This is a genomic window from Pseudonocardia kunmingensis (assembly GCF_006716445.1).
GTDB lineage: Bacteria > Actinomycetota > Actinomycetes > Mycobacteriales > Pseudonocardiaceae > Pseudonocardia > Pseudonocardia kunmingensis.
Genome location: NZ_VFPA01000004.1, coordinates 753,730 through 778,759, shown reverse-complemented (window position 1 = coordinate 778,759; position 25,030 = coordinate 753,730). Strand labels below are relative to the sequence as shown.

General features: G+C 74.5%; 26 protein-coding genes, 1 tRNA gene and 1 pseudogene. 14 read left to right on the top strand and 14 right to left on the bottom strand.

Features of this window, described 5'->3' with window-relative positions; translation table 11 throughout:
- From FB558_RS33515 to FB558_RS33490, 6 genes and pseudogenes are all read left to right on the top strand, one after another.
- Nucleotides 1-233, top strand: a pseudogene (locus FB558_RS33515) (sugar isomerase); the annotation flags it as partial.
- 53 nt (nucleotides 234-286) lie between these two features.
- A complete protein-coding gene (ngcE, locus tag FB558_RS33510) occupies nucleotides 287-1,711 on the top strand; it encodes an N-acetylglucosamine/diacetylchitobiose ABC transporter substrate-binding protein (RefSeq protein ID WP_142060455.1) in 1,425 nt (474 codons plus the stop codon).
- Between the two features lie 21 nt (nucleotides 1,712-1,732).
- Nucleotides 1,733-2,644: a carbohydrate ABC transporter permease gene (locus FB558_RS33505; RefSeq protein ID WP_142060453.1), complete on the top strand. Its 912-nt coding sequence runs from the start codon at nucleotides 1,733-1,735 to the stop codon at nucleotides 2,642-2,644.
- 13 nt (nucleotides 2,645-2,657) lie between these two features.
- Nucleotides 2,658-3,572 carry a carbohydrate ABC transporter permease gene (locus tag FB558_RS33500; protein ID WP_142060451.1) on the top strand — a complete coding sequence of 305 codons (915 nt, stop codon included), beginning with the start codon at nucleotides 2,658-2,660 and terminating at the stop codon, nucleotides 3,570-3,572.
- A 47-nt stretch (nucleotides 3,573-3,619) separates the two neighbouring features.
- Nucleotides 3,620-4,783: an alpha/beta hydrolase gene (locus FB558_RS33495; RefSeq protein WP_142060449.1), complete on the top strand. Its 1,164-nt coding sequence runs from the start codon at nucleotides 3,620-3,622 to the stop codon at nucleotides 4,781-4,783.
- A gap of 74 nt (nucleotides 4,784-4,857) precedes the next feature.
- Nucleotides 4,858-5,571 carry a maleylpyruvate isomerase family mycothiol-dependent enzyme gene (locus FB558_RS33490; RefSeq protein WP_246106935.1) on the top strand — a complete coding sequence of 238 codons (714 nt, stop codon included), beginning with the start codon at nucleotides 4,858-4,860 and terminating at the stop codon, nucleotides 5,569-5,571.
- Nucleotides 5,572-5,575: 4 nt separating this feature from the next.
- Here the strand turns inward: FB558_RS33490 and FB558_RS33485 are convergent, their stop codons facing one another.
- Nucleotides 5,576-6,025 carry an MSMEG_6728 family protein gene (locus tag FB558_RS33485; RefSeq protein WP_142060447.1) on the bottom strand — a complete coding sequence of 150 codons (450 nt, stop codon included), beginning with the start codon at nucleotides 6,023-6,025 and terminating at the stop codon, nucleotides 5,576-5,578.
- Complete coding sequence (locus tag FB558_RS43545) at nucleotides 6,025-6,624, bottom strand: hypothetical protein (protein WP_170231593.1); 600 nt, start codon at nucleotides 6,622-6,624, stop codon at nucleotides 6,025-6,027. The genes FB558_RS33485 and FB558_RS43545 overlap by 1 nt, the downstream gene beginning before the upstream one ends.
- 143 nt (nucleotides 6,625-6,767) lie before the next feature.
- Between FB558_RS43545 and FB558_RS33480 the strand changes: the two genes are divergently transcribed.
- On the top strand, nucleotides 6,768-7,289 hold the full coding sequence (locus FB558_RS33480; protein WP_142060445.1) for a VOC family protein: 522 nt from the start codon (nucleotides 6,768-6,770) through the stop codon (nucleotides 7,287-7,289).
- A 119-nt stretch (nucleotides 7,290-7,408) separates the two neighbouring features.
- The gene (locus tag FB558_RS33475) at nucleotides 7,409-8,638 is read left to right on the top strand and encodes an LCP family protein (RefSeq protein WP_170231648.1); all 1,230 of its coding nucleotides are present in this window, start codon (nucleotides 7,409-7,411) and stop codon (nucleotides 8,636-8,638) included.
- Nucleotides 8,639-8,709: 71 nt separating this feature from the next.
- Here FB558_RS33475 and ku read toward each other — a convergent pair whose 3' ends face one another.
- On the bottom strand, nucleotides 8,710-9,603 hold the full coding sequence (gene ku / locus FB558_RS33470; RefSeq protein ID WP_142060441.1) for a non-homologous end joining protein Ku: 894 nt from the start codon (nucleotides 9,601-9,603) through the stop codon (nucleotides 8,710-8,712).
- Between the two features lie 62 nt (nucleotides 9,604-9,665).
- On the opposite strand from ku, the gene ligD reads away from it, so the two are divergent.
- Together ligD and FB558_RS33460 are read left to right on the top strand one after the other, a co-directional pair.
- Nucleotides 9,666-10,577, top strand: a complete 912-nt coding sequence (gene ligD, locus FB558_RS33465; protein WP_211367036.1) for a non-homologous end-joining DNA ligase — start codon at nucleotides 9,666-9,668, stop codon at nucleotides 10,575-10,577.
- Nucleotides 10,578-10,730: 153 nt separating this feature from the next.
- On the top strand, nucleotides 10,731-11,318 hold the full coding sequence (locus FB558_RS33460; protein WP_246106951.1) for a putative glycolipid-binding domain-containing protein: 588 nt from the start codon (nucleotides 10,731-10,733) through the stop codon (nucleotides 11,316-11,318).
- Nucleotides 11,319-11,337: 19 nt separating this feature from the next.
- Here the strand turns inward: FB558_RS33460 and FB558_RS33455 are convergent, their stop codons facing one another.
- The 4 genes from FB558_RS33455 to FB558_RS33440 all read right to left on the bottom strand — a co-directional run bounded on the left by FB558_RS33455 (nucleotide 11,338) and on the right by FB558_RS33440 (nucleotide 17,066).
- A complete protein-coding gene (locus FB558_RS33455; RefSeq protein WP_142060435.1) occupies nucleotides 11,338-12,960 on the bottom strand; it encodes an ABC-F family ATP-binding cassette domain-containing protein in 1,623 nt (540 codons plus the stop codon).
- A 214-nt stretch (nucleotides 12,961-13,174) separates the two neighbouring features.
- Nucleotides 13,175-14,116 (bottom strand): prephenate dehydrogenase, encoded by a 942-nt coding sequence (locus FB558_RS33450; protein WP_142060433.1) that lies wholly within the window; start codon nucleotides 14,114-14,116, stop codon nucleotides 13,175-13,177.
- Between the two features lie 366 nt (nucleotides 14,117-14,482).
- Nucleotides 14,483-15,811 carry an amidase gene (locus FB558_RS33445; RefSeq protein ID WP_211367017.1) on the bottom strand — a complete coding sequence of 443 codons (1,329 nt, stop codon included), beginning with the start codon at nucleotides 15,809-15,811 and terminating at the stop codon, nucleotides 14,483-14,485.
- Nucleotides 15,812-15,854: 43 nt separating this feature from the next.
- Complete coding sequence (locus tag FB558_RS33440) at nucleotides 15,855-17,066, bottom strand: M20 metallopeptidase family protein (RefSeq protein ID WP_142060431.1); 1,212 nt, start codon at nucleotides 17,064-17,066, stop codon at nucleotides 15,855-15,857.
- A 92-nt stretch (nucleotides 17,067-17,158) separates the two neighbouring features.
- On the opposite strand from FB558_RS33440, the gene FB558_RS33435 reads away from it, so the two are divergent.
- Both FB558_RS33435 and FB558_RS33430 read left to right on the top strand, forming a co-directional pair.
- The gene (locus FB558_RS33435; RefSeq protein WP_142060429.1) at nucleotides 17,159-17,701 is read left to right on the top strand and encodes a tRNA adenosine deaminase-associated protein; all 543 of its coding nucleotides are present in this window, start codon (nucleotides 17,159-17,161) and stop codon (nucleotides 17,699-17,701) included.
- Nucleotides 17,698-18,174: a nucleoside deaminase gene (locus FB558_RS33430; protein WP_142060427.1), complete on the top strand. Its 477-nt coding sequence runs from the start codon at nucleotides 17,698-17,700 to the stop codon at nucleotides 18,172-18,174. The genes FB558_RS33435 and FB558_RS33430 overlap by 4 nt, the downstream gene beginning before the upstream one ends.
- Here FB558_RS33430 and FB558_RS33425 read toward each other — a convergent pair.
- Genes FB558_RS33425 through FB558_RS33405 form a run of 5 tightly spaced genes read right to left on the bottom strand, consistent with a single transcriptional unit; the run spans nucleotide 18,164 to nucleotide 22,313 of the window.
- Nucleotides 18,164-18,343, bottom strand: coding sequence for a PIN domain-containing protein (locus FB558_RS33425; RefSeq protein WP_142060425.1), 180 nt, complete (start codon nucleotides 18,341-18,343; stop codon nucleotides 18,164-18,166). The genes FB558_RS33430 and FB558_RS33425 overlap by 11 nt on opposite strands.
- 32 nt (nucleotides 18,344-18,375) lie before the next feature.
- Entirely contained in the window at nucleotides 18,376-19,833 is a 1,458-nt protein-coding gene (locus FB558_RS33420) for an alpha/beta hydrolase family protein (RefSeq protein ID WP_142060423.1), read from the bottom strand.
- Between the two features lie 22 nt (nucleotides 19,834-19,855).
- The gene (locus FB558_RS33415; protein WP_142060421.1) at nucleotides 19,856-20,608 is read right to left on the bottom strand and encodes an amino acid ABC transporter ATP-binding protein; all 753 of its coding nucleotides are present in this window, start codon (nucleotides 20,606-20,608) and stop codon (nucleotides 19,856-19,858) included.
- On the bottom strand, nucleotides 20,605-21,459 hold the full coding sequence (locus FB558_RS33410) for an amino acid ABC transporter permease (RefSeq protein ID WP_142060419.1): 855 nt from the start codon (nucleotides 21,457-21,459) through the stop codon (nucleotides 20,605-20,607). The genes FB558_RS33415 and FB558_RS33410 overlap by 4 nt, the downstream gene beginning before the upstream one ends.
- Nucleotides 21,456-22,313, bottom strand: a complete 858-nt coding sequence (locus tag FB558_RS33405; protein WP_142060418.1) for an ABC transporter substrate-binding protein — start codon at nucleotides 22,311-22,313, stop codon at nucleotides 21,456-21,458. Before FB558_RS33405 ends, FB558_RS33410 begins: the two co-directional genes overlap by 4 nt.
- A 77-nt stretch (nucleotides 22,314-22,390) precedes the next feature.
- Between FB558_RS33405 and FB558_RS33400 the strand changes: the two genes are divergently transcribed.
- A tRNA-Ser gene (locus FB558_RS33400) sits at nucleotides 22,391-22,478 on the top strand.
- A gap of 92 nt (nucleotides 22,479-22,570) precedes the next feature.
- Here FB558_RS33400 and FB558_RS33395 read toward each other — a convergent pair.
- Both FB558_RS33395 and FB558_RS33390 read right to left on the bottom strand, forming a co-directional pair.
- Entirely contained in the window at nucleotides 22,571-24,079 is a 1,509-nt protein-coding gene (locus FB558_RS33395) for a serine hydrolase domain-containing protein (protein WP_211367016.1), read from the bottom strand.
- 82 nt (nucleotides 24,080-24,161) lie between these two features.
- Nucleotides 24,162-24,809, bottom strand: coding sequence for a class I SAM-dependent methyltransferase (locus tag FB558_RS33390; protein ID WP_142060416.1), 648 nt, complete (start codon nucleotides 24,807-24,809; stop codon nucleotides 24,162-24,164).
- An 83-nt stretch (nucleotides 24,810-24,892) separates the two neighbouring features.
- On the opposite strand from FB558_RS33390, the gene FB558_RS45350 reads away from it, so the two are divergent.
- The gene (locus FB558_RS45350; protein WP_281288708.1) at nucleotides 24,893-25,021 is read left to right on the top strand and encodes a hypothetical protein; all 129 of its coding nucleotides are present in this window, start codon (nucleotides 24,893-24,895) and stop codon (nucleotides 25,019-25,021) included.
- The last annotated feature ends 9 nt before the right edge of the window (nucleotides 25,022-25,030 follow it).

Genomic DNA, 25,030 nt, shown 5'->3' with positions numbered 1-25,030 from the left:
CAACGGCCCCCTACGGCGACGCCGTGCTGGGCGCGGGCGACACCCCGGTCTGCGCCGTGTCGTCGATCACCGCGGCGTTGCTGGCGCAGATGATCGTCGCCGAGGTGGTGCGCACGATGCGCGCCGCGGGCGAGACCCCTCCCGTCTACCTCTCGGCCAACGTGCCCGGGGGAGACGCCCACAACGACGCGCTCGAAGCGCGCTACGCGGGCCGCATCCGCCGTCCCGCCTGACACGTCCGGCCGCCGTGGCCGTCGAACCAGACGATCTCAACGAGGAGGCAGTCATGAACAGGGCCCGTTCCGCCGGACTGGACCGCAGGAAGTTCCTCCAGCGGCTCGCGGCCGCCGGGCTGCTCGCCGTACCGGGAGCCGGGGTGCTCTCCTCCTGCGCGACGAGCGGCGGCGGTCCCTCGACCGCCGCGCAGGGCGACGTGAGCGCGGAGAACCCGCTCGGCGTGGCCGCCGACGCCGCCCTCGACGTCGTCATCTTCAACGGCGGGTACGGCGAGGAGTACGCGAAGTTCCACCAGGAGCTGTACAAGAAGCGCTACCCGGAGGCCGAGGTCACGCACACGGCCACCACGCAGATCGCGCAGGAGATGCAGCCGCGCTTCGTGGCCGGCAACCCGCCGGACGTGCTGGACGACTCGGGCGCCCAGAAGATCGAGTACGCCACGCTCGTGTCCGAGGGCCAGCTCGCCGACCTCGGCACGCTGCTCGACGCCCCGTCCTGGGACGACCCGAACGTGAAGGTGCGCGACACGCTGCTGCCCGGTGTGATCGAGCAGGGCACGTTCGGCGACCAGTTCCTGATCCTCAACTACGTCTACGAGACCTACGCGATCTGGTACTCCGAGCCGCTGTTCGAGCAGCGCGGCTGGGCGGTCCCGACCACGTGGGACGAGATGATGTCGCTCTGCGAGCAGATCAAGGCCGCGGGGGTCGCCCCGTTCGCCTACGGGGGCACCAACGCCGCCGACTACGTGCTCGACCTCAACCTGGGCGCCGCCATCAAGCAGGGCGGCATCGACGTCGTGCGCAAGATCGACAACCTCGAGCCGGGATCGTGGACGCAGGACACGGTCCTCGCCGCGACGCAGGGCCTCGAGGAGATGGTCGCCAAGGGCTACTTCATGCCCGGCTCGGAGGGGCTCAAGCACACCGAGGCGCAGACCGCGTGGACGGAGGGCCAAGCGGCCTTCTACGTCTCCGGGTCCTGGCTGGAGAACGAGATGAAGGGCATCGCGCCGCCGGACTTCGGGATGGCCATGGCGCCGGTGCCGACGCTCGACGCCGGCGCGGCCATGCCCTTCACGGCACTGCGCACCCAGCCCGCCGAGGCGTTCCTGGTGCCGGCGCGCGCCGCGAACGTCAACGGCGGGATGGAGTACCTGCGCCTGATGCTGTCCAAGGAGGGTGCGGGCCGCTTCGCCGAGCTCACCGCCTCGGTGCCCGGCGTGCGCGGCGCCACCGACGGCATCCAGAAGACCCCGGCGCTCGAGTCGCTGTCCGCCGGGCTGGACGCCGCGGGCGACGACGTCTTCAACTGGCAGTTCCGGACCTGGTACTCGCCCTACAGCCAGCTGCTGAAGACCGAGCTGGGCAACCTGCTCGCCGGCCGCAGCGGCGCGGACGCGTTCCTCGCCGCGATGCAGGCGGAGACCGACCGCCTCGCCGCCGACGCGAACGTCACCAAGTACAGCCGCTGAGCGACGGACACCGAGGGCACCATGCGCTACGGCAAGTACCGGTTCATCGCGAGCTTCCTCGCAGTCCCGCTGCTGCTCTACATCGTCTTCGTGATCTCGCCGTACGTGCAGGCGTTCTCCATCTCGATGACGGACTGGAGCGGCTTCTCCTCCGACCGCAACTTCATCGGTCTCGGGAACTACGCGGAGCTGATGGGCGACGGACGGTTCTGGCGGGCGATGTCGCACAACCTCCAGTTGCTGATCGTGGTGCCGCTCGTGACGCTCGGCATCGCGCTGTTCCTCGCCAGCATGACCACGCTGGCGGGGCGGCGCGGCAGCGCCGGACGCGGGGGCGTCCGGGGCTCGCGCTTCTACCAGGTGGTGTTCTTCTTCCCGCACGTCGTGCCGCTGGTGATCGCGGGCGTGCTGTTCGGGTTCTTCTACAACCCGCAGGCGGGCCTGCTGAACGGGCTGCTGCGCGTGGTCGGCTTCGACTGGCTGACCCGCGCGTGGCTCGGGGACACGACGTTCGCGCTGCCGGCCGTGATGGCCGTGCTGATCTGGATCTACGTCGGCTTCTACTACGTGGTGTTCAGCGCGGCGATGAAGTCGTTGCCCACCGACGTGTTCGAGGCCGCGGTGCTCGACGGTGCCGGCCGGTTCCGCACGTTCCGCAGCATCACGCTGCCGATGATCACCGACACGCTCAAGACCTCGTACGTCTACCTGGGGATCCTGATGCTCGACGGGTTCGCGCTGCTGCAGGTGATCCTTCCCGACGGTGGGCCGGACGGATCCACCGAGGTGGTGGCGCAGTACCTCTACCGCGCCGCGTTCACCGACGGCCGGTTCGGCTACGCGTCGGCGATCGGTGTCGCGCTCTGCCTGGTGACGTTGGTGCTGGCGGTCCCGTTCCTGCGGATGGGCCGCCGCGAGCGGGTCGAGTACTGAGGAGGCGGCACAGATGAGCATCGACACGCCGGCATCGGCTCCGGCCCCGTCGCGACCGCCGCTGCGGCGGGACCGCAAGGTCCCCGACGGTGGCCCGTCGGGCGCCGAGCGCACGCTGAACGTCTTCTCGCACGGGTTCCTCGTGCTGTGGACGGTGCTGGCCATGGTGCCGCTGCTGTGGGCGGCGCTGACGGCCTTCAAGTCCGACCGCGAGATCTTCACCAGCCCGTGGGCCCTGCCGTCGGAGTGGCATTTCGAGAACTTCGTCCGCGCGTGGACCACCGCCAACATCGGCCGCTACTTCCTCAACAGCGCCATCGTCGTCTGCGCGGCCGTGGTGCTGGTGATGCTGCTCGGCGCGATGGTGGCCTACGTGCTCGCGCAGTACGAGTTCCGCGGGCGGGACGTCATCTACTACACCTTCATCACGGGGATGACGTTCCCGATCTTCCTGGCGCTGGTGCCGCTGTTCTTCGTGGTCCAGAACCTGGGGATGCTCGGCACCTACCACGGGCTGATCCTGGTCTACACGGCGTACGCGCTGCCGTTCACCGTCTTCTTCCTCACCGGCTTCTTCCGGACGCTGCCGAGGGCGCTCGTCGAGGCGGCGATGCTGGACGGCTGCTCGCACGCGGGCGCGTTCTTCAAGATCATGCTGCCGCTGGCCCGCCCCGGGATGATCAGCATCGGCATCCTGAACTTCCTGGGCCTGTGGAACCAGTTCCTGCTGCCCCTGGTGCTCATGCCCGACCAGGACCGGTACGTCCTCTCCCAGGGCCTCGCCGTGCTGGCCGCGAACCAGGGCTACCGCAGCGACTGGAGCGCGCTGTTCGCGGGCCTGGTGATCGCCCTGCTCCCGGTGCTCGCGGTGTACATCGCGTTCCAGCGCCGCATCCAGGACGGGCTGAACGCGGGCGCGATGAAGTAGCGAGCGCCACCGGAGAAGTTCCGACCCCGGCGGCGTACCGTGCGGACGTGCTGGGGGAGAAGCTGCGGGTGCAGGCGCTGCGGTGGGGCCTCCGCGTCGTGTTCGGGCTCCCGCGGCCGTTCAAGCGCGCCCTCGCGGGTCGCACCATCCGGCTCGACGGGCAGGAGCTCGATCTCGACCTGCAGCTGTTCGGGCGCCTCGACCGGCTGAGCAGCGGCGACGGCGGCACCATCGATCGGGCCACCCTCGCCGAGCAGCGCCGGCAGGCCGACCTGGCCGCCGACCTCGTCGCCGACAACCTGCTCGACGACATCGAGACCCGTGACCTGGAGGTGCCCGGCGAGATCGGGCCCCTGCCCGCGCGGCTGTACGTCCCACCCGCGGTGCCCGAGACGCGGTCCCTGGTCATCTACTTCCACGGCGGCGGGTTCGTCGTGGGCAGTGTCGCCTCCACCGACCCGCTGTGCCGGCTGCTGGCCGCGCAGTCCGGCGTGCGCGTGCTGTCGGTCGACTACCGGCTGGCGCCCGAGGACCCGTACCCGGCGGCGCTGGAGGACGCGATCTCGGCGTTCCGGGCCGTGCAGGCCGACGCCGCGAGCTTCGGCGCCGACCCCGGTCTGATCGCGGTCGGCGGCGACAGCGCCGGGGCCAACCTCGCGCTCGTCGTGGCGCACCAGCAGGCCGTGCGCGGCGGCCCGGTGCCGGCGTTCGCGCTCGCGCTCTACCCGGTCACCGACGTGGAGCGCACGGGGGGCTCGCGGGAGCTGTTCGGCAACGGGTTCGGCCTCACGGCCGAGCTCCTGCAGGACCTGGAACGCATGTACCTGCCCGACGGCGTCCCCACCGACGACACCCGCGGCGCGCTCCTGCGGGCCGACGACCTGAGCGGGATGCCGCCGGTCTACCTCGCCACCGCCGGGTTCGACCCCCTGCGCGACGAGGGCGAGGAGCTCGCCGCCCGGCTGCGGGCGGCGGGCGTCCCCGTGGTGGCCCGCCGCTTCCCGGGCCTCGTCCACGGCTACGCCAGCTTCACGGCGCTCTCCGCGGCGGCGCGCGACGCCACCCTCGACGCCGCCAGCGCCCTGCGGGCGGGCCTCGGGCTGGTCGCCGGTGCCCGTGCGCAGCGCACGGCGCGCCGCCACGGCCTCCTCGAGCTGCGGCGCCCCCGGCGCAGCGCCGATCCGCTCGCCGATCCGCTCGCCGGTGGCTGACGCGCCCGCGCCGTAGGATCCGCACCGATGCGAGGCGGAAGGGGTCGACACGCGTGGAACGTCGGGATGTCGCCGTGACCCTGCCCTGGATGGGCGCGGGCACCGAACTGCTCGTGCGGGCGGTCGACGCCCTGCCCGACGACGCGCTGCGCGCCCCGAGCGCCCTGCCGGACTGGTCGCGCGCCCACGTCGTCGCGCACGTCGCCCGCAACGCCGAGGCCCTCACCCGCCTCGCCACCTGGGCCCGCACCGGCGTCGAGAGCCCGATGTACCCCTCGCGCGAGCACCGCGCGGCGGAGATCGAGTCGTCCGCGCGGCAGCCGGCCGACGTCCTGCGCCGGGAGCTCGCCACCACGGCCGAGGAGCTCGACGCCGCGCTCGCCGCGCTCGACGGCCCGGCGTGGGAGGCGCAGGTGCGCAGCGCGCTGGGGCGGCCGTTGCCCGCCGCCGAGATCCCGTGGATGCGGGTGCGGGAGGTGTGGCTGCACGCCGTGGACCTCGACGCCGGGGTCGCCGTCACCGACCTCCCGCCGGAGGTCGTCGACGCGTTGCTGGACGACGCGGCGGGCACGCTCTCGGCGGCCGAGGGCTGCCCGGCAGCGCTGCTGGCCCCGACGGACCGGGAGCGGACGTGGTCGCTCGGCCCGGACGTCCACCCGGTGCAGGTGCGCGGCGCCGCGGCGGACGTGCTCGGCTGGCTGGTGGGCCGCGCGGGGCCGGAGGCGCTCGAGGCACGTGCCGCCGACGGCTCGCCGTCCCCGGTTCCCGTGCCTCCGCGCTGGCTGTAGCGCCTCAGACCGGCCAGACGTAGGCGAGGTCCGGGTCCGCGTCGGGGAACAGGGGTCCGTAGAACTCCGGGTCCTTGCGCACGAGGGCCGAGCGGTGGCTGCGGTGCACGCGGTCGTCACCGAGCCAGTCCGGCAGACCGCAGACCCGCGCGAGCTCGGCCTGCGTCCGCGGCGCGGGCCGCCCGGCCGCCGCGAGGTCGGTGCCGATCGTCGCGGCGCAGGTGTCGGCGCGCCCCCGTCCGGTCCACTCCGCGCAGACCGCGAGGCCGTACGCGGCGACCCCGTCGGGGAAGCCGGCCCACATCCGGACCGCCGGGTGGTGCTTCCAGCCGTACACCGGCCGGGTCAGCGCCCGCAGCACCTGCAGGGCCTCCACGCGCTGCTTGCCGAGCCTGCGGTCGTCGAGCACGGCGGCGCTGGCGGCGAAGTCGGGGTAGGGCAGGAACGTCTGCACTAGGCCCTCCGCACGAGGGTGACGACCCGGGTGAGCGAGGGGCGGCGCGGGGTCGAGCCGAAGCCGAAGCGGACCGGGGGCGTCACGGGGGCCAGGCCGCCCTGGTCGGAGCCCTCCCACCCGACGGCCGCGTCGGTCAGTGAGTGCAGGTCGAGGGCCCCGTAGAACTCCTGGCGCCCGCCGCTCGCGCTGCCCCGGGTGCGCACTCCGGGCAGCACGGCGCGGGCGACCACGTCGATCGCGGCGATCCACCGGGGGTGGGTCGCGAGCCGTCGCGGGACCGCGCGCAGCAGCCACCCGAGCGGGGCGCGCCGCCCGACCGTGAACGCGAGGGCGAGCGGCCCGGCGTCGACCCGCCACCGGGCGCCGTCGACGCGGGCCCGCACCGGCCCGACGCGGACCTCGTCGAAGACGTACGTGCCGCCGACGAACGCGGCGACCTCGGCCGACGGGGCCAGCAGCAGCCGGTGTCCGCCGGCGCGCTCCACCATCACGTCGGTGAAGGCGCCGAGCGGCGAGCGCGGCCAGTGCCCGACGACGGCCCGCAGGCCTTCCGCCGTGCCGAGGCCGGCGATCCAGCCGTCGAAGCGGTCGATCACGGGACCGGACTACCCCGACGGCAGGCGGTCACCCGGGCCTGTTGCACAGTGCGGATCGGGCACAGCCGGAATGTTGTAGCTGCAACTACCGTTCCGGTGGTACTCCGGTCCGACGACAGGGCCGACGACGAGAGGACGATCCGATGCCGCAGCCGCAGGGAGCCGAGCTCGAGGCGGTCCGGGCCCGCCGGGCCGAGCTGAAGGAGCGGTACCTGGCCGACGCCGCCACCCGCCCGGCACCGACCGTGCGTGGGGTGCACCACCTCGCCCTGATCTGCCGCGACGTCGAGGAGACGATCCGGTTCTACCAGGAGCTGCTCGGGTTCCCGCTGGTCGAGCTCGTGGAGAACCGCGACTACGCCGGCTCGAGCCACTTCTTCTTCGACATCGGCAACCGCAACCTGCTCGGGTTCTTCGACTTCCCGGGCCACGACCACCCCGACTTCCGCGAGACGATCGGCGCCGTGCAGCACCTGGCCCTGTCGACGTCGCCGGAGGAGTTCGCCGCCGCGCGGAAGCGGCTGGACGGCGCGGGGATCTCCTACGTCGGGCCGGACCGCGGCGTCGAGAACAGCCTGTACATCCGCGACCCCAACGGCGTCGGCATCGAGTTCTACTGCGAGGAGCTCGGGTTCTTCGAGGGGGAACCGCTGCTCTCCTCGTGACGTCCGGCGGGCGCCCGGTCCCGCCCCCCCGTGGAACCGGACCACCCGGTCGTGCGTCTCATCAGTGCGAGACCGGTGCGTCGTGACGGCGGCCCGGAGGAACGGGGATGGTGGGAGCTATGGACGAGTACCGAGGCCGCGGCGCACCGCCGCCGGGTCGGCCGCCCGGGCCGCCCCCGCGCCGCGGTGGTGGCCCCGGCTGGGGGCAGCCGCAGCGTCCCCGCCCGCCGGGTCCCGCGGCGCAGCCCCCGTACCCGCCGCCGCAGCAGCGCCCGCCGTACCCGCCGCCGCGGCAGGTGCCCCCGCGCAGGCCGCGTCCGCTGCGGCGCACGGCGCTGCTCCCCGCGCAGCGCGGGGGCGGCCAGGGGCGAGCGGGCGCCCCGCCCCGGAGGCCGCCGCGGCCGCGCCCCGTCCGGCCCCGCCGGAGCTGGGGCCGCCGGATCCGCACCGCGCTCGTGCTGCTGGTGGTGCTGGCGCTGGGCTTCGCGGTCTACGTCGACACCACCCTCGCGCGCGTGCCCGCACTGCCGTCGGACAGCGCGGCGAGCTCGGAGGGCACCAACTGGCTGATCGTGGGCTCGGACAGCCGCGCCAACCTCACCCCCGAGCAGCGCGACGAGTACGCCACGGGTGCCCCGGAGTCGGAGCTCACCGACACGATCATGCTGCTGCACACCGGCAGCGGGCCCACCACCCTGGTGAGCATCCCGCGCGACTCGATGGTCGACATCCCCGGACACGGCCGCCACAAGATCAACTCGGCGTACGGCCGGGGCGGCGGCGCGGAGGGCGGCGGGCCCGAGCTGCTCGTGAGCACCGTCGAGGGTGCCACCGGGCTGCACGTCGACCACTACATCGAGATCGGCTTCCTCGGCATCGTCTCGGTGGTGGACGCCGTCGGCGGGGTGGAGATGTGCGTCCCCGAGGCCATCGAGGACCCCAAGGCGGCCCTGGACATCGAGGCCGGCTGCCAGACCCTGGACGAGGCCACGGCGCTGGGCTACGTGCGGACGCGCGCCACCGCCAGCTCCGACTTCGGCCGCGTGGAACGCCAGCGCGCCTTCATCTCCGCGCTGCTCGACAAGGCCACCAGCCCGACCACGCTGCTGAACCCGTTCCGGATCGTGCCGCTCGCCACCGGCCTGTCCGGCTCGGTCGCGGTGGACGAGGGCACCCACGTCTGGCACCTCGCCCAGCTCGGCCTGGCGATGCGCGGCCTGTCCAGCGGGATCTCGACGACGGTCCCCGTCCGCGACGGCGTGGTGAACTGGGACAAGAAGCGGGCGACCGCCCTGTTCGACGCCCTGGCGGCCGACGAGCAGCCGCCGGAGAACGCCCTGGGCCCCTGACCCCCGCAACGAACGGCACTTTCGTCGCTACCTAGCTGACGAAAGTGCCGTTCGTCATGCGGATCAGCGGCTCAGGCGGGCTTGCGGGTGCGCTTGCGCGGGGCCTCCTCCGCCTCATCCTTCTTCTTCGACGACGGTTTGCGGGCCGGCGCCTTCTTCGGGGCCGGGTCCTCCTGCTTTCCGCCGGCCCTGGCCGCCTCCACGCTGGCCTGCAGGGCGCTGAGCAGGTCGGTCATGCTGTCGGGGCCCTCGTCGCGCTTCTCGGCGGCAGGCGCGGGCCGGGTGTCGCCGGTGGTGCGCTTGCGCTCGATGAGGTCGACGACCGCGTCGCGGTACTCGTCGTGGAACTGCGAGGGGTCGAAGTCGGCGCCGAGGCTCTCCACGAGGGACGCGGCCATCGTCAGCTCCTGTGGCCGCAGCTCCACCTCGGCGTCGAGCACGTCGAACTCGGGCTCGCGCACCTCGTCGGGCCACAGCATCGTCTGCAGCACGATCGCCTTGTCCCGCACCCGCAGGAGCGCGATGCTCTCCCGCTGGCGCAACGCGACCTTGACGACCGCCATCCGGTCGGTCTGCACGAGCGCCTCGCGCAGCAGCGCGTACGGCTTGGCCGCCTTGGCGTCCGGCTCGAGGTAGTAGCTCTTCTCGAACAGCAGCGGGTCGATCTGGTCCGCGGGCACGAACTCGACCACGTCGATCTCGTGCCCCGACTTCGTGGGCAGCGAGTCGAGGTCCTCCTCGTCGAGGGTGATCAGCTCGCCGTCCTCGGTCTCGTAGCCCTTGACGATGTCGGCGTACTCGACCTCCTCGCCGTCGATCGAGCAGGTGCGCTTGTACTTGATCCGCCCACCGTCGGCCGCGTGCACCTGGTGGAAGCGGATGTCGTGGTTGGACGTGGCCGAGTACGCCTTCACCGGCACGCTGACCAGTCCGAACGACACCGCGCCGCTCCACATCGCGCGCATGCGAGCCCCCGTTCCCTCCACGAATCGCGACCCTGAGGTGTCAGCATGGCGGCGTGCAGCCCATGCTCGCCACCCCTGGAGCCCTTCCGGACGGTCCGGAATGGCTCTTCGAGGTGAAGTGGGACGGGATGCGGTTGCTCGCCGACGTCGCCGACGGGCGGGTGCGGCTGTCCAGCCGCAGCGAGCGCGACGTCACCGCGAACTTCCCCGAGCTCGCCGAGCTGACGCGCCTGGCGCCCGACGTGCTGCTCGACGGGGAGGTGGTGCTCCTCGAGAACGGGGTGCCGAGCTTCGCGGCGCTCGCCGAGCGGATGCACGGCCCGGTCGCGACGCGCGTCGCCCGTGCCCGGCCCGTCACGTTCATGGTGTTCGACGTGCTCCGCCTCTACGGGGTGCCGCTGCTGGGGCGCCCCCTCGTCGAGCGGCGCGGCACCTTGGAACGGCTCGACCTCGCCGCCGTGCCGGTGCTCTCGCTGTCCCCGACCTATACCGACGGTGGGGCCCTGTTCGAGGCAACCCGCGAGCGCGGGATGGAGGGCATCGTCGCCAAGCGCCGCGACAGCGTCTACCGGCCGGGGCACCGCAGCCCCGGCTGGACGAAGGTGACGCACCGGCAGACGCAGGCGTGCGTCGTCGGGGGCTGGCGGCCGGAGCGCAACAGCGCGGGTCGGATCGGTGCCCTCCTGCTCGGCGTGCCGGACGGCGACGGCCTGCGCTACACGGGCCGCGTCGGTTCGGGACTGGCGGGCGAGCTCGTGCAGCGGGTCCTGCGGGAGCGACTGGTCGAGACGGGGGCACCGCCGTTCACCGGGCCGCTGCCGCGCGCGGAGACCACCGGGGCCCGCTGGTGCGAGCCGCTCACGGTCGTCGAGGTCGGCCACTCCGGCTGGACCGACGGCGGGCGGCTGCGCCGGCCCGTCTTCCGGGGCGTGCGCGACGACCTCGATCCCGACCACATCCAGCACGAGGTCTGACGGCACCACTAGCCCCCCGCGCCGACCGGGTGCACGATGGTGTGGATCACGAGCGGCGCGCGTCGGCGACGGGGAGGCAGGCTTGCGGCCAGTGCACATGACGCAGGGTCACCATCGGCGCGGGGCTCGTCTACGGTGGTCCCGGTGACGACGATGCTGACGTGGCAGGCCGAGGACGGCCACGGGCTCGAGGGCACCCGGATGCTGCCCGGCCACGGGGGGTTCCGCGCCCTCGGCCGGATGGTCCGCGTCGAGCCGACCGGTGGCTTCACGGCGTCCTACCGGCTCGTGGTCGGTGAGGACGGCCGGTTGGCGCGGCTGTCGGTCACCAGCGCCACCGCGGAGCGGGAGCGGCACCTCACGATCAACCGCACCGACGACGGCGTCTGGCTGCTCGACACCGGTACGGGCACCGGCGCCGTGCGCGACGACTGCGCGGGCGCCGTCGACGTCGACCTCGCCTTCAGCCCGATGTTCAACACGATCCCGATCCGCCGACTCGGCCTGCACCGCGAGGCGGGCGAGCAGACGCTGCCGGTCGTGTCCGTGTCGTTGCCCGAGCTCGAGGTGCAGGTGGCCGACCAGACCTACCGCACCGTGTCGGTGCTGGACGAGGCCACCGGGCACGCCGAGATCGGGTTCCGGTGGGGCGACTTCGCCGCCGACCTGCAGGTCGACGCCGAGGGCGTGGTCGCGACCTACCCGGGCCTCGCCCTCAGGCTGGAGCCGGCCACCAGCTGACCCGGCTCCGCCCGCGGGCTCAGAGGGGCAGGCGGGGCCAGCTCGCCGTGTCGCGGAGCAGCTGCCGGTCGTGCGTCGCGATCACCACCGCCGCCGCGGTCGCGGCCATCGCCTCGGTCAGCTCGTCGACCAGCGCGATGGACAGGTGGTTCGTCGGCTCGTCGAGCAGCACGACGTGCGGCCGGGCCGCCAGCAGCACGGCGAGGCCGAGGCGGCGCTGCTGCCCGACCGACAGCTCCGCCACCGGTCGCCGGGCGTCCCGCGACGGGAGCAGGCCGAGCGCGCCCAGCCCGACCACCTCGCCCTCGGCGAGCCGGCCCGCGCTGACGAGCCGGCCGACCGCCGCGTCGTAGACGTCGATCGCCCGCCGCCGCGGCGGTGCCGCCGACTCCTGCGCCAGCAGCCCCACCCGGGCGGCGCGCGACCGGTGCACCCGCCCGGTGCTCGGTTCGAGCGCGCCGGCGAGCACCGCCAGCAGGCTCGACTTCCCGGACCCGTTCGGTCCCGTGACGACGAGCCGGTCGCCCGATCGCAGCGACAGCGACTGCGGGCGCTCCAGCCGGCGCTGGACGGTGACGTCGGCGGCGTCCAGCAGCGTCGCGCCCGGCAGCGCGGGCAACGCGGGCGGGGCGAACCGCTGGGGCGGCTCCGGCGCCGACACGGCGTGCGCCTCGAGGTCGGCCCGCCGCCGGTGCACGGCCCGCACCAGCCCCGGTGCCCGCGTCGCGCGCGTGTGCTTCCCCGTGCCCTTGTCCGGTCGCCACCCGGTGGAGAGGCGGTTCTGCGCCGCCGACAGGTCGTCGGACAGGCGCTGCCGCTCGCGCTGCTGCTCCCGGTGCTCGGCGGCCCAGCGCTCCCGCTCGGCCGCGTGGCCCTCGCGGTAGCCGGCGTAGCCGCCCGCGTACGTGCGGGGGCGCCCGTCGTCGGTGGGGTCGAGGTCGAGCACCGCGGTGACGACGTCCGCGAGCAGCGCCCGGTCGTGGCTGACCAGCACGACACCGCCCGGGTGTTCCCGCAGCCGCGCGGTGAGGTGCGCCAGGCCGGCGGCGTCGAGGTGGTTCGTGGGCTCGTCGAGCAGCAGCAGGTCGTGCCGCGCGCCCAGCAGGCACGCCAGTCGGATCCGGTAGCGCTGGCCCACCGACAGGGTGTCGAGCGGTCGCGCGCGGTCGTCGACCGCGCCGAGGGCGGCCAGCGAGAGGTCCACGCGCCGGTCGGCGTCCCAGGCGTCGATCGCCTCGGCGGCCGCGAGCGCGTCGGCGTACTCCTGCTCGGCGCCGGGGCGTTCCTGCGCCAGCGCCGCGACCGCGGCGTCGAACCGGGCCAGCACGGCGCGGACGCCGGCGAGCTCGACGTCGATGAGGTCACCGACCCTGCGGTCGGCCGGGACCGGGATCTCCTGGTCGGCGACGCCGACGGTGCCGGCGCGGTGCACGGAACCAGCATCGGGGACGAGGGTGCCCGCGAGCACCTGCAGGAGCGTGGTCTTGCCGCGGCCGTTCTCGCCGACGACGCCGAGCCGGTCGCCCGCCGAGACGGTGAGCTCCACGCCGGTCAGGACGGGACGCCCACCGCGGGCGACGTGCAGGTCGGATGCGGAGAGGTGGGCCCGGGTACGGGCCGGTAGGGCGATGGGGGTGGACACGGTTCCTCCGAGAGCGGACCCCGCGGCGCGCGCGAGCACGACGGCTCGTGCGGGGGAGGTCCGTGAGATGTGCGATCAGGGCCGAACACGCGACAGCGGCCCGCATCCCGGGAGCGGGAGCCGGGGCCGCCGTGTTCGGCCTCTCAGAGGAAGTAGTGGTGCCGCACGTCGTCGACGCTAGCAGAGGCCGCGCCGGCGTCGCCTGTGATTTCGTTCAGCCCGACCAGCCGGCGACGGCGTCGCCGCGGCGGCCGATGGCGCGCAGCTCGTCCGGTGCCGTACCGCGGTGCACCCGCAGCAGCTGCGGGTCGCGGGCGGCGGCCCAGCGCAGGCGCCCCTCGTGCCCGGCGTGCACCGTGGCCGCGAGGCCGCCGGTGGACGCGAGCGCCCCGCGCATCGCCCCGAGCCTGCCCAGCGCGTCGTCCACGGCGGCGAGCAGCGCGTCCCGGTTGCCCTCGCACATCGCGAGGACGAGCTCGGGGCGCGTGCCGGCCACGCGGGTGCCGTCGGCGAAGGAGGACGCGGCCAGCGCGAGGGGCAGCTCGTCCTCGCCCGCCGCGCCGACGGCCGCGAGCACCGCGGCGAGCAGGTGCGGCAGGTGCGACACCCGCGCCACGGCGAGGTCGTGCTCGTCGGACGCGGCCGGCACCACCCGGGCCCCGCACGCCCACGCCAGCTCGGCGACGTCGGCCCACACCTCCGCGTCGGCGCCGTCGTCGGTGGCCACCACCCACGCGGCGTCGGTGAACAGGCCGGCGGCACCCGCGGACCAGCCCGACTCGGCGGTGCCCGCCATCGGGTGCCCGCCCACGTAGCGGGCGCGGGGCGCGAGGCGCGCGACGGCGTCGGCCACGGCGACCTTGACGCTCACGGCATCGGTCAGCCGGCACGTCGGGGCCACCGCGTCGACCCGGCGCAGCACGGCGGGCAGCGCCGGCAGCGGCACGGCGAGCACGACGAGGGCGTCCGCCTCGGCGGCGCGGCGCAGGGCGGCGTCGGTGTCGGTGCCGACGTCGAACCCGTCGACGCGGGCCTGCGCGGCGGTCTCCTCGGACGCGCTCGTCCCCCACACCGCCCGGCCGGCCTTCCCGACGGCGCGCAGCAGCGACCCGCCGATGAGCCCGGCGCCGATCACGCACACCGCCCGTTCCGTCACGCTGCGAGACGCTACGCGGCCGCTCCGCTCCGGCTGCAGCACCCTCCGGACGCGCTGATCGCCGCGAGCCGCACACGAGCGAGGCGCCGCCCCGACCCGAGATCCTTCCGACCGGCACACCACCGCGGCCGGCACCGCCCTGCTGTGCGCCCCGGATTGATCACCGATCCCCGCAGATCGTTCCCAGCCGCACACCAGGGTGGTAGTCGCAGCGCTGCTGTACTCCTCGTAGCGATCACCAAGTCAGATCGTTCCGACCCGCACCACGGCGTCGTGCCGGCAGCCGTCACGCACGGCTCGCGACGATCACCGTTGATCGTCGCGAGCCGCACTCGGCACCGGGCCATGGTGTGCGGCTCGGATCGATCAGGCCTGCTCGAGGGCCGCGGCCACCCGCAGGACGCCGCGTTCCTCCAGCCGCACGCCGACGACCTGGACCCCCGCGGGCAGGCCGCCGTCGGTGACCTCGCCGGGCACCGAGACGGCGGGCCACCCGGTGAGGTTGAACGGCAGGGTGAGCGCCAGCAGCTGCGGCCGCACGGGGACGCGGGAGCCCGCGACCTCGACCTCCTCCGCGCCGATCGGGGTGGCGCGCAGGCGGGTGGTCGGCAGCAGCAGGACGTCGACGCCGTCCACGGCGGCGCGCAGGGCCGCGGTGAGGCGCCTGCGGGTGCGCAGCGCGTCGACGTAGGCGCGTGCGTGTAGGTCGGCGAAGGGCAGGAGCCGCTCGCGGGTGATCTCCTGGTAGTCCTGCGGTCGTTCCCGCAGCCAGTGTGCGTGCGTGGCGTACGCCTCGGCGCCGACGATCACCGGGTAGGTCGCGGCGAGCTCGTCGATCATCGGGGTGCGCACGTCCTGCACCTGCGCGCCGCCCTTCTCCAGGCGGGCCGCGGCCGTGTCGACGGCCGCCGTGAGCGCCGGGTCGAGCGCGCGCCAGTACTCGTCGACGAGCACGCCGACGCGCACGCCGTCGACGCCGGGCGCCTGGATGCCGCCACCGGTGCCGTCCGGGCGGCTCAGCACGTCCCACGCGACGGACGCCGCGTGCACGTCGGGGGCGAGGACGCCGACGTGGTCGAGGGTCTCCGAGAGCGGGAAGCAACCCTGCGCCGAGAGCGCGCCGTACGCCGGCTTGAGCCCGACCACCCCGCACAGCGCGGCCGGGGTGCGCACGCTCGCGCCGGTGTCGGTGCCCAGCGCCAGCGGCACGTGCCCGGAGGCGACCGCGGCCGCGGAGCCCGAGGACGAGCCGCCGGTGATGCGTGTGGGGTCGTGGGGGTTGCGGGCGGGCCCGGTGGCGGCGACGTCGCCGGTGGGCCCGTAGGCGAACTCGTGGGTGTGCAGCTTCGCGACGACGACCGCACCGGCCTCGCGCAAGCGCGCGACCACGGGGGCGTCCGCGGCGGCGGGCGGGGCGTCGGCGAGCACGTCCGACCCGGCACGGGTGGGCAGCCCGGCCACGTCGATCAGGTCCTTCACCCCGACCGCGACGCCGTGCAGCGGGCCGCGCCACGACCCGCGCGCGAGCTCCTCGTCGAGCGCGGCGGCCGCGGCGAGCGCGCGTTCGGCGTCGAGGGTGATGACAGCGCCGGTGGTGTCGGCGCCGAGCCGGCCCAGGACGTCGCGGACGTGGTCGGTGGCGGAGAGCTCGCGGGACCGCAGGGCCATCCCGAGCTCGCGGAGGGGAGGCAGCACGCCGCCATCCTGCCGCCGGGTCGCCGCGGGCCGGGGCCAGGGGTCAGAGCCCGGCCAGTGCCAGCCCCGCGTAGACCGCGACGCCCGCGGCCATCGCCTCCTCGTCGAAGACGACGCGGTTGGAGTGGTTGGGCGCCGCGACGGCGGGGTCGACGCCCCGCGGGCAGCCGCCGAGGAACGCGAGCGCGCCCGGTACCTGCGCCAGCACGTAGGAGAAGTCCTCGGCGCCCATGATCGGCGTCGGCATCGTCGCCACCCGCTTGCGGCCCAGGACGGTGCCGGCGAGCGCGTCGACCCGGCTCGCGGCACCCGGGTCGTTGACGGTGACCGGGTAGCCGTTCTCGATCTCCACCTCGGCCGTGCAGCCGTGGGCCATCGCGGTGTGGTGGCAGACCCGGCGGACCTCCTCGTGCATCGCCGCCCGCGCCACCTCCGACAGGCAGCGCAGCGTGCCTTCGAGCTGCGCGGTCTCGGGGATCACGTTCACGGTGGTGCCCGCGGTGATGTGCGCGATCGTCAGCACGACGGGTTGGTGGGTGTCGATGCGCCGGGTGACGGCGGTCTGGAGCGCCCCGACCATCGCGGCGGCGGCGGGCACCGGGTCCAGCGCGTCGTGCGGTGCCGAGGCGTGCCCGCCGCGGCCGTTGACCGTGACGCGGATGGTGTCGGCCGCGGCCATCAGGGGCCCGGGACGCACGTGCACCTCGCCGGGCGGCAACGTGGCGCTGATGTGCAGGGCGTACGCGGCGTCGGGCCGGCCTGCGGGCCCGTCGTGGTCCAGCAGCCCTTCCTCGATCATGTAGCGGGCGCCGTGGTAGCCCTCCTCGCCGGGCTGGAACATGAACACGACGCGGCCGGCGAGCTCGTGGCGCCGCGCGGCGAGCACGTGCGCCGCCGACGCGAGCATCGCCACGTGCGTGTCGTGCCCGCAGGCGTGCATGGTGCCTGCCACCTCGGACGCGAAGGGCAGACCGGTGTCCTCCGGCATGGGCAGGGCGTCCATGTCGCCGCGGAGCAGGATCGTGGGGCCAGGTCGCTCGCCCTCGAGCACGGCCACCACCGAGCTGACGGAGCGGCCGAGGTGCACCTGCACCGGCAGGTCCGCGAGCGCCGCGACCACCGCGTCGCGGGTGCCGGGCAGGTCGAGCCCGAGCTCGGGGCGGCGGTGCAGCGCGCGCCGCAGCGCTACCGTCCGTGGCTGCACGCTGCGGGCATGGGCGTGCAGTCCTTCGATCGGGGCGGCCGGAGGCGACATGTACACGATCCTGGCACCTCGTGGAGGTGACGTGAGGGCCAACTTCGGACTGTGGCTTGGAGCACAGTCCCCGACGGGCTTACCGTAGTGCCATGGCCGTGCAGAGCGTCGAGCGTCCCGCGGAGCTGCGTGAGCAGGCCGTGCCCGGGTTCGCCGTCGCGGCGATCCGCGAGGACGGGGCATGGCAGTGCCGGCGGATGGCCGCCGAGTCGCTCGTCGACCTGGACACGGCCATCACCGAGCTGCGGCGGATGCGCTCCACCGGGGCGGTGATCGGCCTCCTCGACGTCGACGACGAGTTCTTCGTGCTGCTGCGGCCCACGCCCGGCGGCATCGCGCTGATGGTGTCCGACGCGGTGGCGGCACTGGACTACGACGTCGCCGCCGATGTGCTCGACCTGCTGCGCATCGACCTCCCGGGCGAGGAGGAGGCCCTCGACGCGCCGCCGTGGCCGGAGGGCGACCTCGCCATCGTCGCCGATCTCGGGCTGCCCGCCGACGAGCTCGAGGTGCTCGCCGCGGAGGTGGAGCTCTACCCGGACGAGCAGCTGGCCGCCATCGGGCGCCGCTGCGGGTTCGCCGACGCGCTCGCCGAGGTCGTCAACGGGGTCAGCGAGGTCGCGGGCGCCCGGTGACCGCGCCCCACCGCGCCTCGGACGAGGCGCTGGTCCGGCGCGCGCTGGAGGTCGCCGCCGCCGCGCCGCGCACCGGTGACGTGCCGATCGGTGCCGTCGTCGTCGACGCCGACGGCCGCGAGCTCGCCGCCGCCTGCAACGCCCGGGAGGCCCTCGGGGACCCGACGGCGCACGCCGAGCTGCTCGCGCTCCGCGCCGCCGCGGCGGCCCGGGGGGAGTGGCGGCTGGAGGGCGCCACCCTCGCCGTCACGGTCGAGCCCTGCACGATGTGCGCCGGCGCGATCGGGCTGGCCCGGGTGGAGCGCGTCGTCTTCGGGGCGTGGGAGCCCAAGACGGGGGCGGCCGGGTCGCTGTGGGACGTCCTGCGCGACCGGCGGCTCAACCACCGGCCGGAGGTCGTGCCGGGCGTGCTCGCGCCCGAGTGCGCGGCGCTGCTGGAGGAGTTCTTCGCCGGCCACCGGCTCACACGCTGAGGGTCCGCAGCCCGACGGCGTCGGCCGCGGCCAGCTGCCGGTGGTCGTAGGAGAGCATCACGTCCGCGTCCCGGCGGAGTGCGGCAGCGACGTGCAGGGCGTCGAGGCTGCGGAGGTGCCGGCCCGGCAGCAACCCGGCTTCCCGGTAGTGGGGGATGGTTCTCGCCACGGTCGCACCTCCGTAGCAACCGTAGCGCCGGATCACGTCGGGAAGCGCTTGGCGAGCCAGCCCTTCACGAGGTCGAGCACCTTCGGGTCGATGGTCGTCCCGATCGTCGCGTACTCCTCCAACCCGCCCGTGACCGCGGGCTGCATGAGGTGGTTGAGCCCGGGCAGGGTCTGCACGGTGGCGTCCGGGTTGCCCGCCAGGAGCCCGCGCATCGCCGCCTCGTTCTGCGCAGGCGGCACCTGCAGGTCGGAGCCGCCGAAGAGCGACAGCACGGGGACGTCGAGCGCGCGCAGGGACGGTGCCGGGTCGTGCACCACCCACGAGCGGTAGATCGGGGTGATGGTCGCCGCCACCTGCGCCTCGATCTCCTCGCGGCTCGGCTGCTGCTCCGGGGGGAGGGCGGCCGCCTGGGTGGCGAGCTGCTGCCTGCTGACCGCCCGGGCTCCCTCGTAGTCCTCCACCCGCAGCAGCCGGATGAGGTCGCGGAGGAAGGTGACCTGCTCCTCGACGGCCGCGGGCGGGGCCCCGGCCGAGTCCATGAGCAGCCGGCTCTGCTCGACCAGCACCTCTTCGCCGTGCGCGGCCGGCCCGGCCAGCAGCACGGCGAACGCGATGTCGGTGCGCTGTGCGGCGAGGGGGACGACGTAGCCGCCCTCGCTGTGCCCGAGCATCCCGATGCGCGCGTGGTCGATCTCCGGCCGGGTGCGCAGGTACGCGACGCCGCCGACGAGGTCGCCGGCCAGGTCGTCGAAAGTGGACGCGTGGAGGTCGCCGCCGGTGCCGCCGACCCCGCGGTCGTCCGCGCGCAGCACGGCGTAACCCGCTCGGGTCAGTGTGTCCGCCAGCAGCAGGAACGGCCTGTGTCCGAACAGCTCCTCGTCCCGGTTCTGGGCGCCGCTGCCGGTGGCGAGCAGGACCGCGGGGTGCGGGCCCGGTCCCTGCGGCACGGTGAGGGTGCCCGCGACGTCGACGCCCTGGCCCGGGTAGGCGACGTCCTCGGCGGCGTAGGGGAACGGTGGCCGCGGGTCCTGCGGCCGACCCGAGGCGGGGCCGGGCCGCAGCACGAGCGGGAACGACTGCTCGAACTGCGTGAACGCGCCGGGGATGCTCGCCGCGTCGGCCTCGAACGTGCCGCGGAAGTGCGCGTCGCCCGGCACGTCGGGCAGCCGGAAGCTCAGGTTGCGGCCCTCGAGCACCACGTCGGCCAGCGGCACGGCCGCGAGCTCCTGGGAGGGGATGTTCATCGCACCGCGCAGCCCGCCGCCCTCGGCGGTGAGGCGGATGCCGACGTCCAGCGGGGAACCGGGGATCCCGATCCGGCCCGCCCACTCACCGGCGGTGGTCTCGATCGTCGGCGTCACCGGCGCCGGCGGCGTGGTCGGGGCCGGCGGGGCCGGAGCCGGGGGCGGCGGCGGTGGGGGCGGCGGCGTCGAGGCGCAGCCCGCGAGCAGCAGGAGCAGGACGGGCAGAGCGGCGAGCAACCGGCGCATGACGATCACCGTAGAGTGCTCGTCAGCCGAGCCGCCCCGCCGCGATCACGCGCGCGAGGAACTGGCGGGTCCGCTCGTGCTCGGGCTCGCCCAGCACCTGGTCCGGCGGGCCCGACTCGAGCACCCGCCCGCCGTCGAGGAAGCAGACCCGGTCCGACACCTGCCGGGCGAAGCCCATCTCGTGCGTCGCCATCAGGATCGTGACGCCGCCGACGGCGAGCTCGCGGACGATCGTCAGCACCTCGCCGACCAGCTCCGGGTCGAGGGCTGAGGTGATCTCGTCGAGCAGCAGCAGGCGCGGTCGCACGGCGAGCGCGCGGGCGATCGCCACCCGCTGCTGCTGGCCGCCGGACAGCCGGTCCGGGTGGGCATCGGCGAGGTCGGCGAGCCCGACCCGGGTGAGCAGGTCGCGCGCCCGCTCCTGCGCCTCGCCCGCGGGCACCCCGTGCACGACGCGCGGGGCGAGCGCGACGTTCTGCGCCGCCGTCATGTGGGGGAACAGGTTGAACGCCTGGAACACGATCGCCATCCGGCGCTGGGCGGCCGCGGCGTCCTCGCGGGGGTCGGAGACGTCGATCCCGTCGAGCAGCACCTGCCCGTCGTCGATCTCCTCGAGCAGGTCCACGCACCGCAGCAGCGTCGACTTCCCCGAGCCCGACGCGCCGATCAGCGTGACGACCTGGTGCTCGGCGACGGACAGGCCGACCCCGTCGAGCACGGTGGTCGGGCCGTAGCGCTTGACGAGGTCGCGCACCTCGAGCACGGGTGTCGTCATCGCAGGCCCTCCCGGCGCGCCGCCCGGGCGGCCACGGCGTCGGCGATCCGGCCGGTCGGGATCGCGAGCAGCACGAACAGCAGCGCCGCCACGACGTACGGCGTGAAGTCGAACGTGCGGGCGGAGGCGATCTGCGCCGCGCGGATGGCGTCGACGGCGCCGAGCACGGAGATCAGCCCGACGTCCTTCTGCAGCGCGACGAAGTCGTTGAGCAGCGGTGGCAGCACCCGCCGCACCGCCTGCGGCAGAATCACCAGGCGCATCGACTGCCGGTGGGTGAGGCCGAGCGAGCGCGCCGCGGCCCGCTGCGAGGGGTGCACGGACTCGATGCCCGCCCGGAACACCTCGGCGACGTAGGCGGAGTACACGAGGATCAGCGTGATCGTGCCGAGCACGGCCACGTCCGTCGGCACCCCCTGCAGGCGCAGCGCGGGCAACCCGAAGCCGATCAGGTACAGCGCGATGAGCAGCGGCACCCCGCGGAACAGGTCGACGTAGCCGGTGGCCAGCGCGCGCAGGGGGAAGAACACCGGCCCGCGCAGCGTCCGCAGCACGGCGATCACGAGGCCAAGCACGAGGATCCCGACCTCGGCGACCACGAGCACGCGCACGTTGAGCCACAGCCCGGCCAGCACGTCCGGCAGCGCCGACCAGCCGACCTCCAGGTCGAGGAACGTGTCCTGGACGCGCGGCCAGCCCGGTGAGCTCGTGACGCCGAACAGGACGGCCGCGGCGAACACGAGCGTGGAGGCGAGCGCGACCAGCGTGGAGCGCCGGGCCCGGGACCGCCGGTACGCCTGGCGCTCCCGGGCGAGCGGGCTGAGCCCGGTCGTGTCGAGCGCCTTCGTCACCGCAGCTCCGGTGCCGACCCCGCCGAGTCCAGCCACTCGTCCTCCAGCGCGGCGAGGGTGCGGTCCGCCCGCAGCGCCTCGACGGCGGCGCTGACGCAGGAGGTGAGCGGGCTGTCCTTGTCCAGCACGGCGCCGAACTGCTCGGGCGTGCCCTCGCCCAGCGGCAGCTGCCCGACGATCGTGGCGTCCTCCAGCTCCGCGGAGGTGATGTAGAAGGCGGTCGGCAGGTCGACGACGATCGCGTCCACCTGGCCGTTCGTCAGCGCCAGCTTCGCGTCGTCGTTGGTGTTGAAGACCGCGGGCTGCGTCGACGGCGCGATCTGGTCGACGATCGCGTCGTAGCTGGTGGTGCCGACCTGCGCCCCGAGCCGCATGTCCGCCAATCCGGCGAGCGAGGTGACGCCCGCGGCCGGGCTCGACCCGAGCGCGACCACCGCCTGCTTCACGTCGTAGTAGGGCGCGGAGAAGTCGACCGCCTGCGCCCGCTCCGGTGTGATCGAGAACTCGGTGAGGTTCAGGTCGTAGGACTTCGGTCCGGGCTGGACGGCCGCGTTGAACGGGACGCGCGCCCAGGCCACCCGTTCCCGCGGGTAGCCGAGCTCGTCGGCGACGGCGTAGGCCACGGCGCTCTCGAACCCCCGGCCCGAGCTCGGGTCGTCGTCGAGGTACCAGGGCGGGTAGACCGGCTGGTCGGTGCCGATCGTGAGGGTGCCCTCGGCGAGGGTGGGCAGGGCACCCGGCTCGCAGGACCCGCCCGCCTCGGGCGGAGCGGCCGGCTCGGGCGCGCACGCGGCCACGGAGAGGACGAGGACGGCGGTCGCGAGCACGCGCCGGCCCGCGGACGAGGAGATCACCGCTGGATTCTGCCGGACCGGTTCCCGGGGTCCCCCACCGGCGGGCCGGGCGGGACCCACCTTGTAAGCTCGTCGGCGGTAGCGTGTCCGAGCGGCCGAAGGAGCGCGCCTCGAAAGCGCGTGACGTGCAAGCGTCCGTGGGTTCAAATCCCACCGCTACCGCCAGCCTGAACAGGGCGAACGCCGGGCCTCCCGCGAGGAGGACCCGGCGTTCGCCGTTGTGGCCCGGACTCCGGAGAACAGGGGGAACCTCGCACCTACGCGACGTCGGGCCGTGTCATCAACGGCGACGTCAGGTGCAGTTCGAGGCCGGGGCCGGTCAGGGGCACGGTGCTCCACGTCGCCACCGCCGTCTGCGCCTCGGCGTCGACCACCAGCCGGACCCGGTGCGGGGTGGTGATGACGTAGAGCTCGGCGACGAACGTGCTGCCCTGCCAGGCGCCGGCCGCGACGACGGGGCGCCCGAGCGGCGAGCTCTCCCGCCACTGGCCGTGGCCTGCCTCGATGTCGAGGCCCGAGCCGAGTCGCAGGAGCCAGCCACCATCGACGGGTTCGACGACCACCCTGGTCCCGTCGGGCAGCGGCGAGTCCTCGGCGGAGGCGTCGAGCCTCGCCGTGACGGGGAGTCCCGGCTCGGCCGAGCCCGCCACGGGCGCGAACGACAGCCGGCGCAGCCGCTCGGCGAGGAGCTCGTCATCCGGCGAGCCGCCGTCGCCGGCACCACCTGCCAGGTCCACACCGGGCAGCAGGCACTCCCGGATTGCGTCGTGCACGACCTGGGCAGGCGAGTCCTCGTTCGGGTGGCCGCTGGTCACGGCGACCACGAGATCGTGCGACGGGACGACCACGCATTGCTGGCCGAAGGACCCGTTCCCGTGGTAGCCGTGCCTCGACATCCAGAACTGGTACCCGTAACCGCACAGGAAGTCGGGGTTCCCGGCTCCGTCCGCGGGAGGCAGCGTGTCGACGTGCCGTCTGGTGGCGAGCTCCACCCACTCGCGCGGGACGAGCTGTCGCTCGCCCCAGCGGCCTCCGCGCAGCAGCAGCTCGCCGAACGCGGCGACGGCCTCGGTGGTGAGGTGCAGCCCGTGGAACCCGAAGGCGGCACCGCCGGCCACCCGGTCCCACTCAGCGTGGTCGACACCCATGGGCGTGAAGAGGCGCTCGTCGAGGAACTCCGGCAGGCCGTGGCCCGTGACCCGTTCCACCATCCGGGCCAGGACGAACGTGGTCGCGTTGTCGTAGGTGTGCCGGGTTCCCTCGGCGTCGGTGAACGGGACCCACAGGAAGCCCTTGACCAGGTCGCCCGGTTCCAGGTGCCAGGCCTCGTCGAGGCTGTCCGTGCCGTGTCCGGCCGTCATGGACAGCAGGTGGTGGACGGTGATGCGGCGTCCCTGCTCGGAGACGCCGGCCGGAACGTGGTCGGGCAGTACGTCCACCACCCGGTCGTCCGGCGAGAGCAGCCCGTCGGCGATCGCCATCCCGACGGCGACCGAGGTGAACGACTTGGTCAGCGAGTAGAGCAGGTGCGGGCGTTCGGCCGAGTACGGCGCCCACCAGCCTTCAGCGAGGACGTGGCCGCGGCGTACCACCATGAGGGAGTGGCATTCGATGGATCGCGCGTCGAGCCGGTCCAGCAGCGCGGCGACCGCGCGGGACGACACCCCCGCGGCGGCCGGTGTCGACCGCGGCAGCAGGGCACGCCGAGAAGCCATCCCCGGCATCCCGGAAACGGTCACGCAGCCCGGCGGCTCGTCGCTCGTCATGCGCGCATCCTGTCGATCACACCGCCCGATCGCCAGGCAGATCGGCAGGCGTGAACCCGGCACGCCGGCGGGGGCGTTCTGCTCAGGGGCGGGGGGAGCGGGCCCGGCCGAGGACGTGCGGCGTCGACGGCTGGGTGAGGCGTCTGTCGGGGAAGCGCAACCGGCGCAGTCGCGTGATCTCGAAACCGGCCCGTTCGATCTCGGCGACGGGCTCGGTGGCCGTGTGGCACCCGCCCGTGAGCAGCGGCCAGAGCGTCGCGTCGGCGACGCGCTGCGCGATCCGCAGGCCGCGGGTACCGGCGAGGGTGTGCTCGAGGAACCGCAGCGTGCCCCCCGGGCGCAGCACGCGTCGGACCTCGGCCAGTGCCGCCGCCCGGTCCGGCAGCGAGCACATGACGAGGCACAGCACCGCGGCGTCGGCGCCGCCGTCGGGCAGCGGTAGCCGTGCCGCGGTGCCCGGGCGGACGCTGATCGGCACCGCGGCACCGGCCGCGGCCCGCGTGGCGAGCTCGCGCAGGTACGGCTCGGGCTCGACGGCGACCACGCCCGTCACCGCCGGCGGGTAGTGGGCGAAGTTGCGCCCGTTGCCGCAGCCGATCTCCACGACCTGGCCGGTCAGGCCGGCCAGCAGCTCGGCTCGCAGCGCGCCGAGCCCTTCGGCGTCGAGGCGCTCGCTGAGCCGGGCGTAGTAGCGGCTGAACATCGGCCGTGGCCGGTCCTGGGTGGACATCGGGGCCCCTGTCAGCTGGAGGTGGATGCCGCGATGCTGGCACGGGCGTCGCGAGCGGGGACGGGTGGTCCAGCCGGGACGGCATGGGGACGCTCTCAAGGGACCCCCGCGACGTCTGGCGGGACTGGGCCACCGACCTGCGCGGCGGGGGCGCGATCGAGAGCGGCCACCACATGGCCGAGGGGCCCCCGACGAGCTGGCCGCCGCGCTGACCGGGTTCC

Bases quoted from the DNA above. Each gene is read 5' to 3' on its own strand.
- ngcE (WP_142060455.1), top strand. From the start codon at position 287: ATGAACAGGGCCCGTTCCGCCGGACTGGACCGCAGGAAGTTCCTCCAG.
- FB558_RS33505 (WP_142060453.1), top strand. From the start codon at position 1,733: ATGCGCTACGGCAAGTACCGGTTCATCGCGAGCTTCCTCGCAGTCCCG.
- FB558_RS33500 (WP_142060451.1), top strand. From the start codon at position 2,658: ATGAGCATCGACACGCCGGCATCGGCTCCGGCCCCGTCGCGACCGCCG.
- FB558_RS33480 (WP_142060445.1), top strand. From the start codon at position 6,768: ATGCCGCAGCCGCAGGGAGCCGAGCTCGAGGCGGTCCGGGCCCGCCGG.
- FB558_RS33475 (WP_170231648.1), top strand. From the start codon at position 7,409: ATGGACGAGTACCGAGGCCGCGGCGCACCGCCGCCGGGTCGGCCGCCC.
- ku (WP_142060441.1), bottom strand. From the start codon at position 9,603: ATGCGCGCGATGTGGAGCGGCGCGGTGTCGTTCGGACTGGTCAGCGTG.
- ligD (WP_211367036.1), top strand. From the start codon at position 9,666: ATGCTCGCCACCCCTGGAGCCCTTCCGGACGGTCCGGAATGGCTCTTC.
- FB558_RS33460 (WP_246106951.1), top strand. From the start codon at position 10,731: ATGCTGACGTGGCAGGCCGAGGACGGCCACGGGCTCGAGGGCACCCGG.
- FB558_RS33440 (WP_142060431.1), bottom strand. From the start codon at position 17,066: ATGTCGCCTCCGGCCGCCCCGATCGAAGGACTGCACGCCCATGCCCGC.
- FB558_RS33435 (WP_142060429.1), top strand. From the start codon at position 17,159: ATGGCCGTGCAGAGCGTCGAGCGTCCCGCGGAGCTGCGTGAGCAGGCC.
- FB558_RS33420 (WP_142060423.1), bottom strand. From the start codon at position 19,833: ATGCGCCGGTTGCTCGCCGCTCTGCCCGTCCTGCTCCTGCTGCTCGCG.
- FB558_RS33415 (WP_142060421.1), bottom strand. From the start codon at position 20,608: ATGACGACACCCGTGCTCGAGGTGCGCGACCTCGTCAAGCGCTACGGC.
- FB558_RS33395 (WP_211367016.1), bottom strand. From the start codon at position 24,079: ATGACGAGCGACGAGCCGCCGGGCTGCGTGACCGTTTCCGGGATGCCG.
- FB558_RS33390 (WP_142060416.1), bottom strand. From the start codon at position 24,809: ATGTCCACCCAGGACCGGCCACGGCCGATGTTCAGCCGCTACTACGCC.
- FB558_RS45350 (WP_281288708.1), top strand. From the start codon at position 24,893: ATGGGGACGCTCTCAAGGGACCCCCGCGACGTCTGGCGGGACTGGGCC.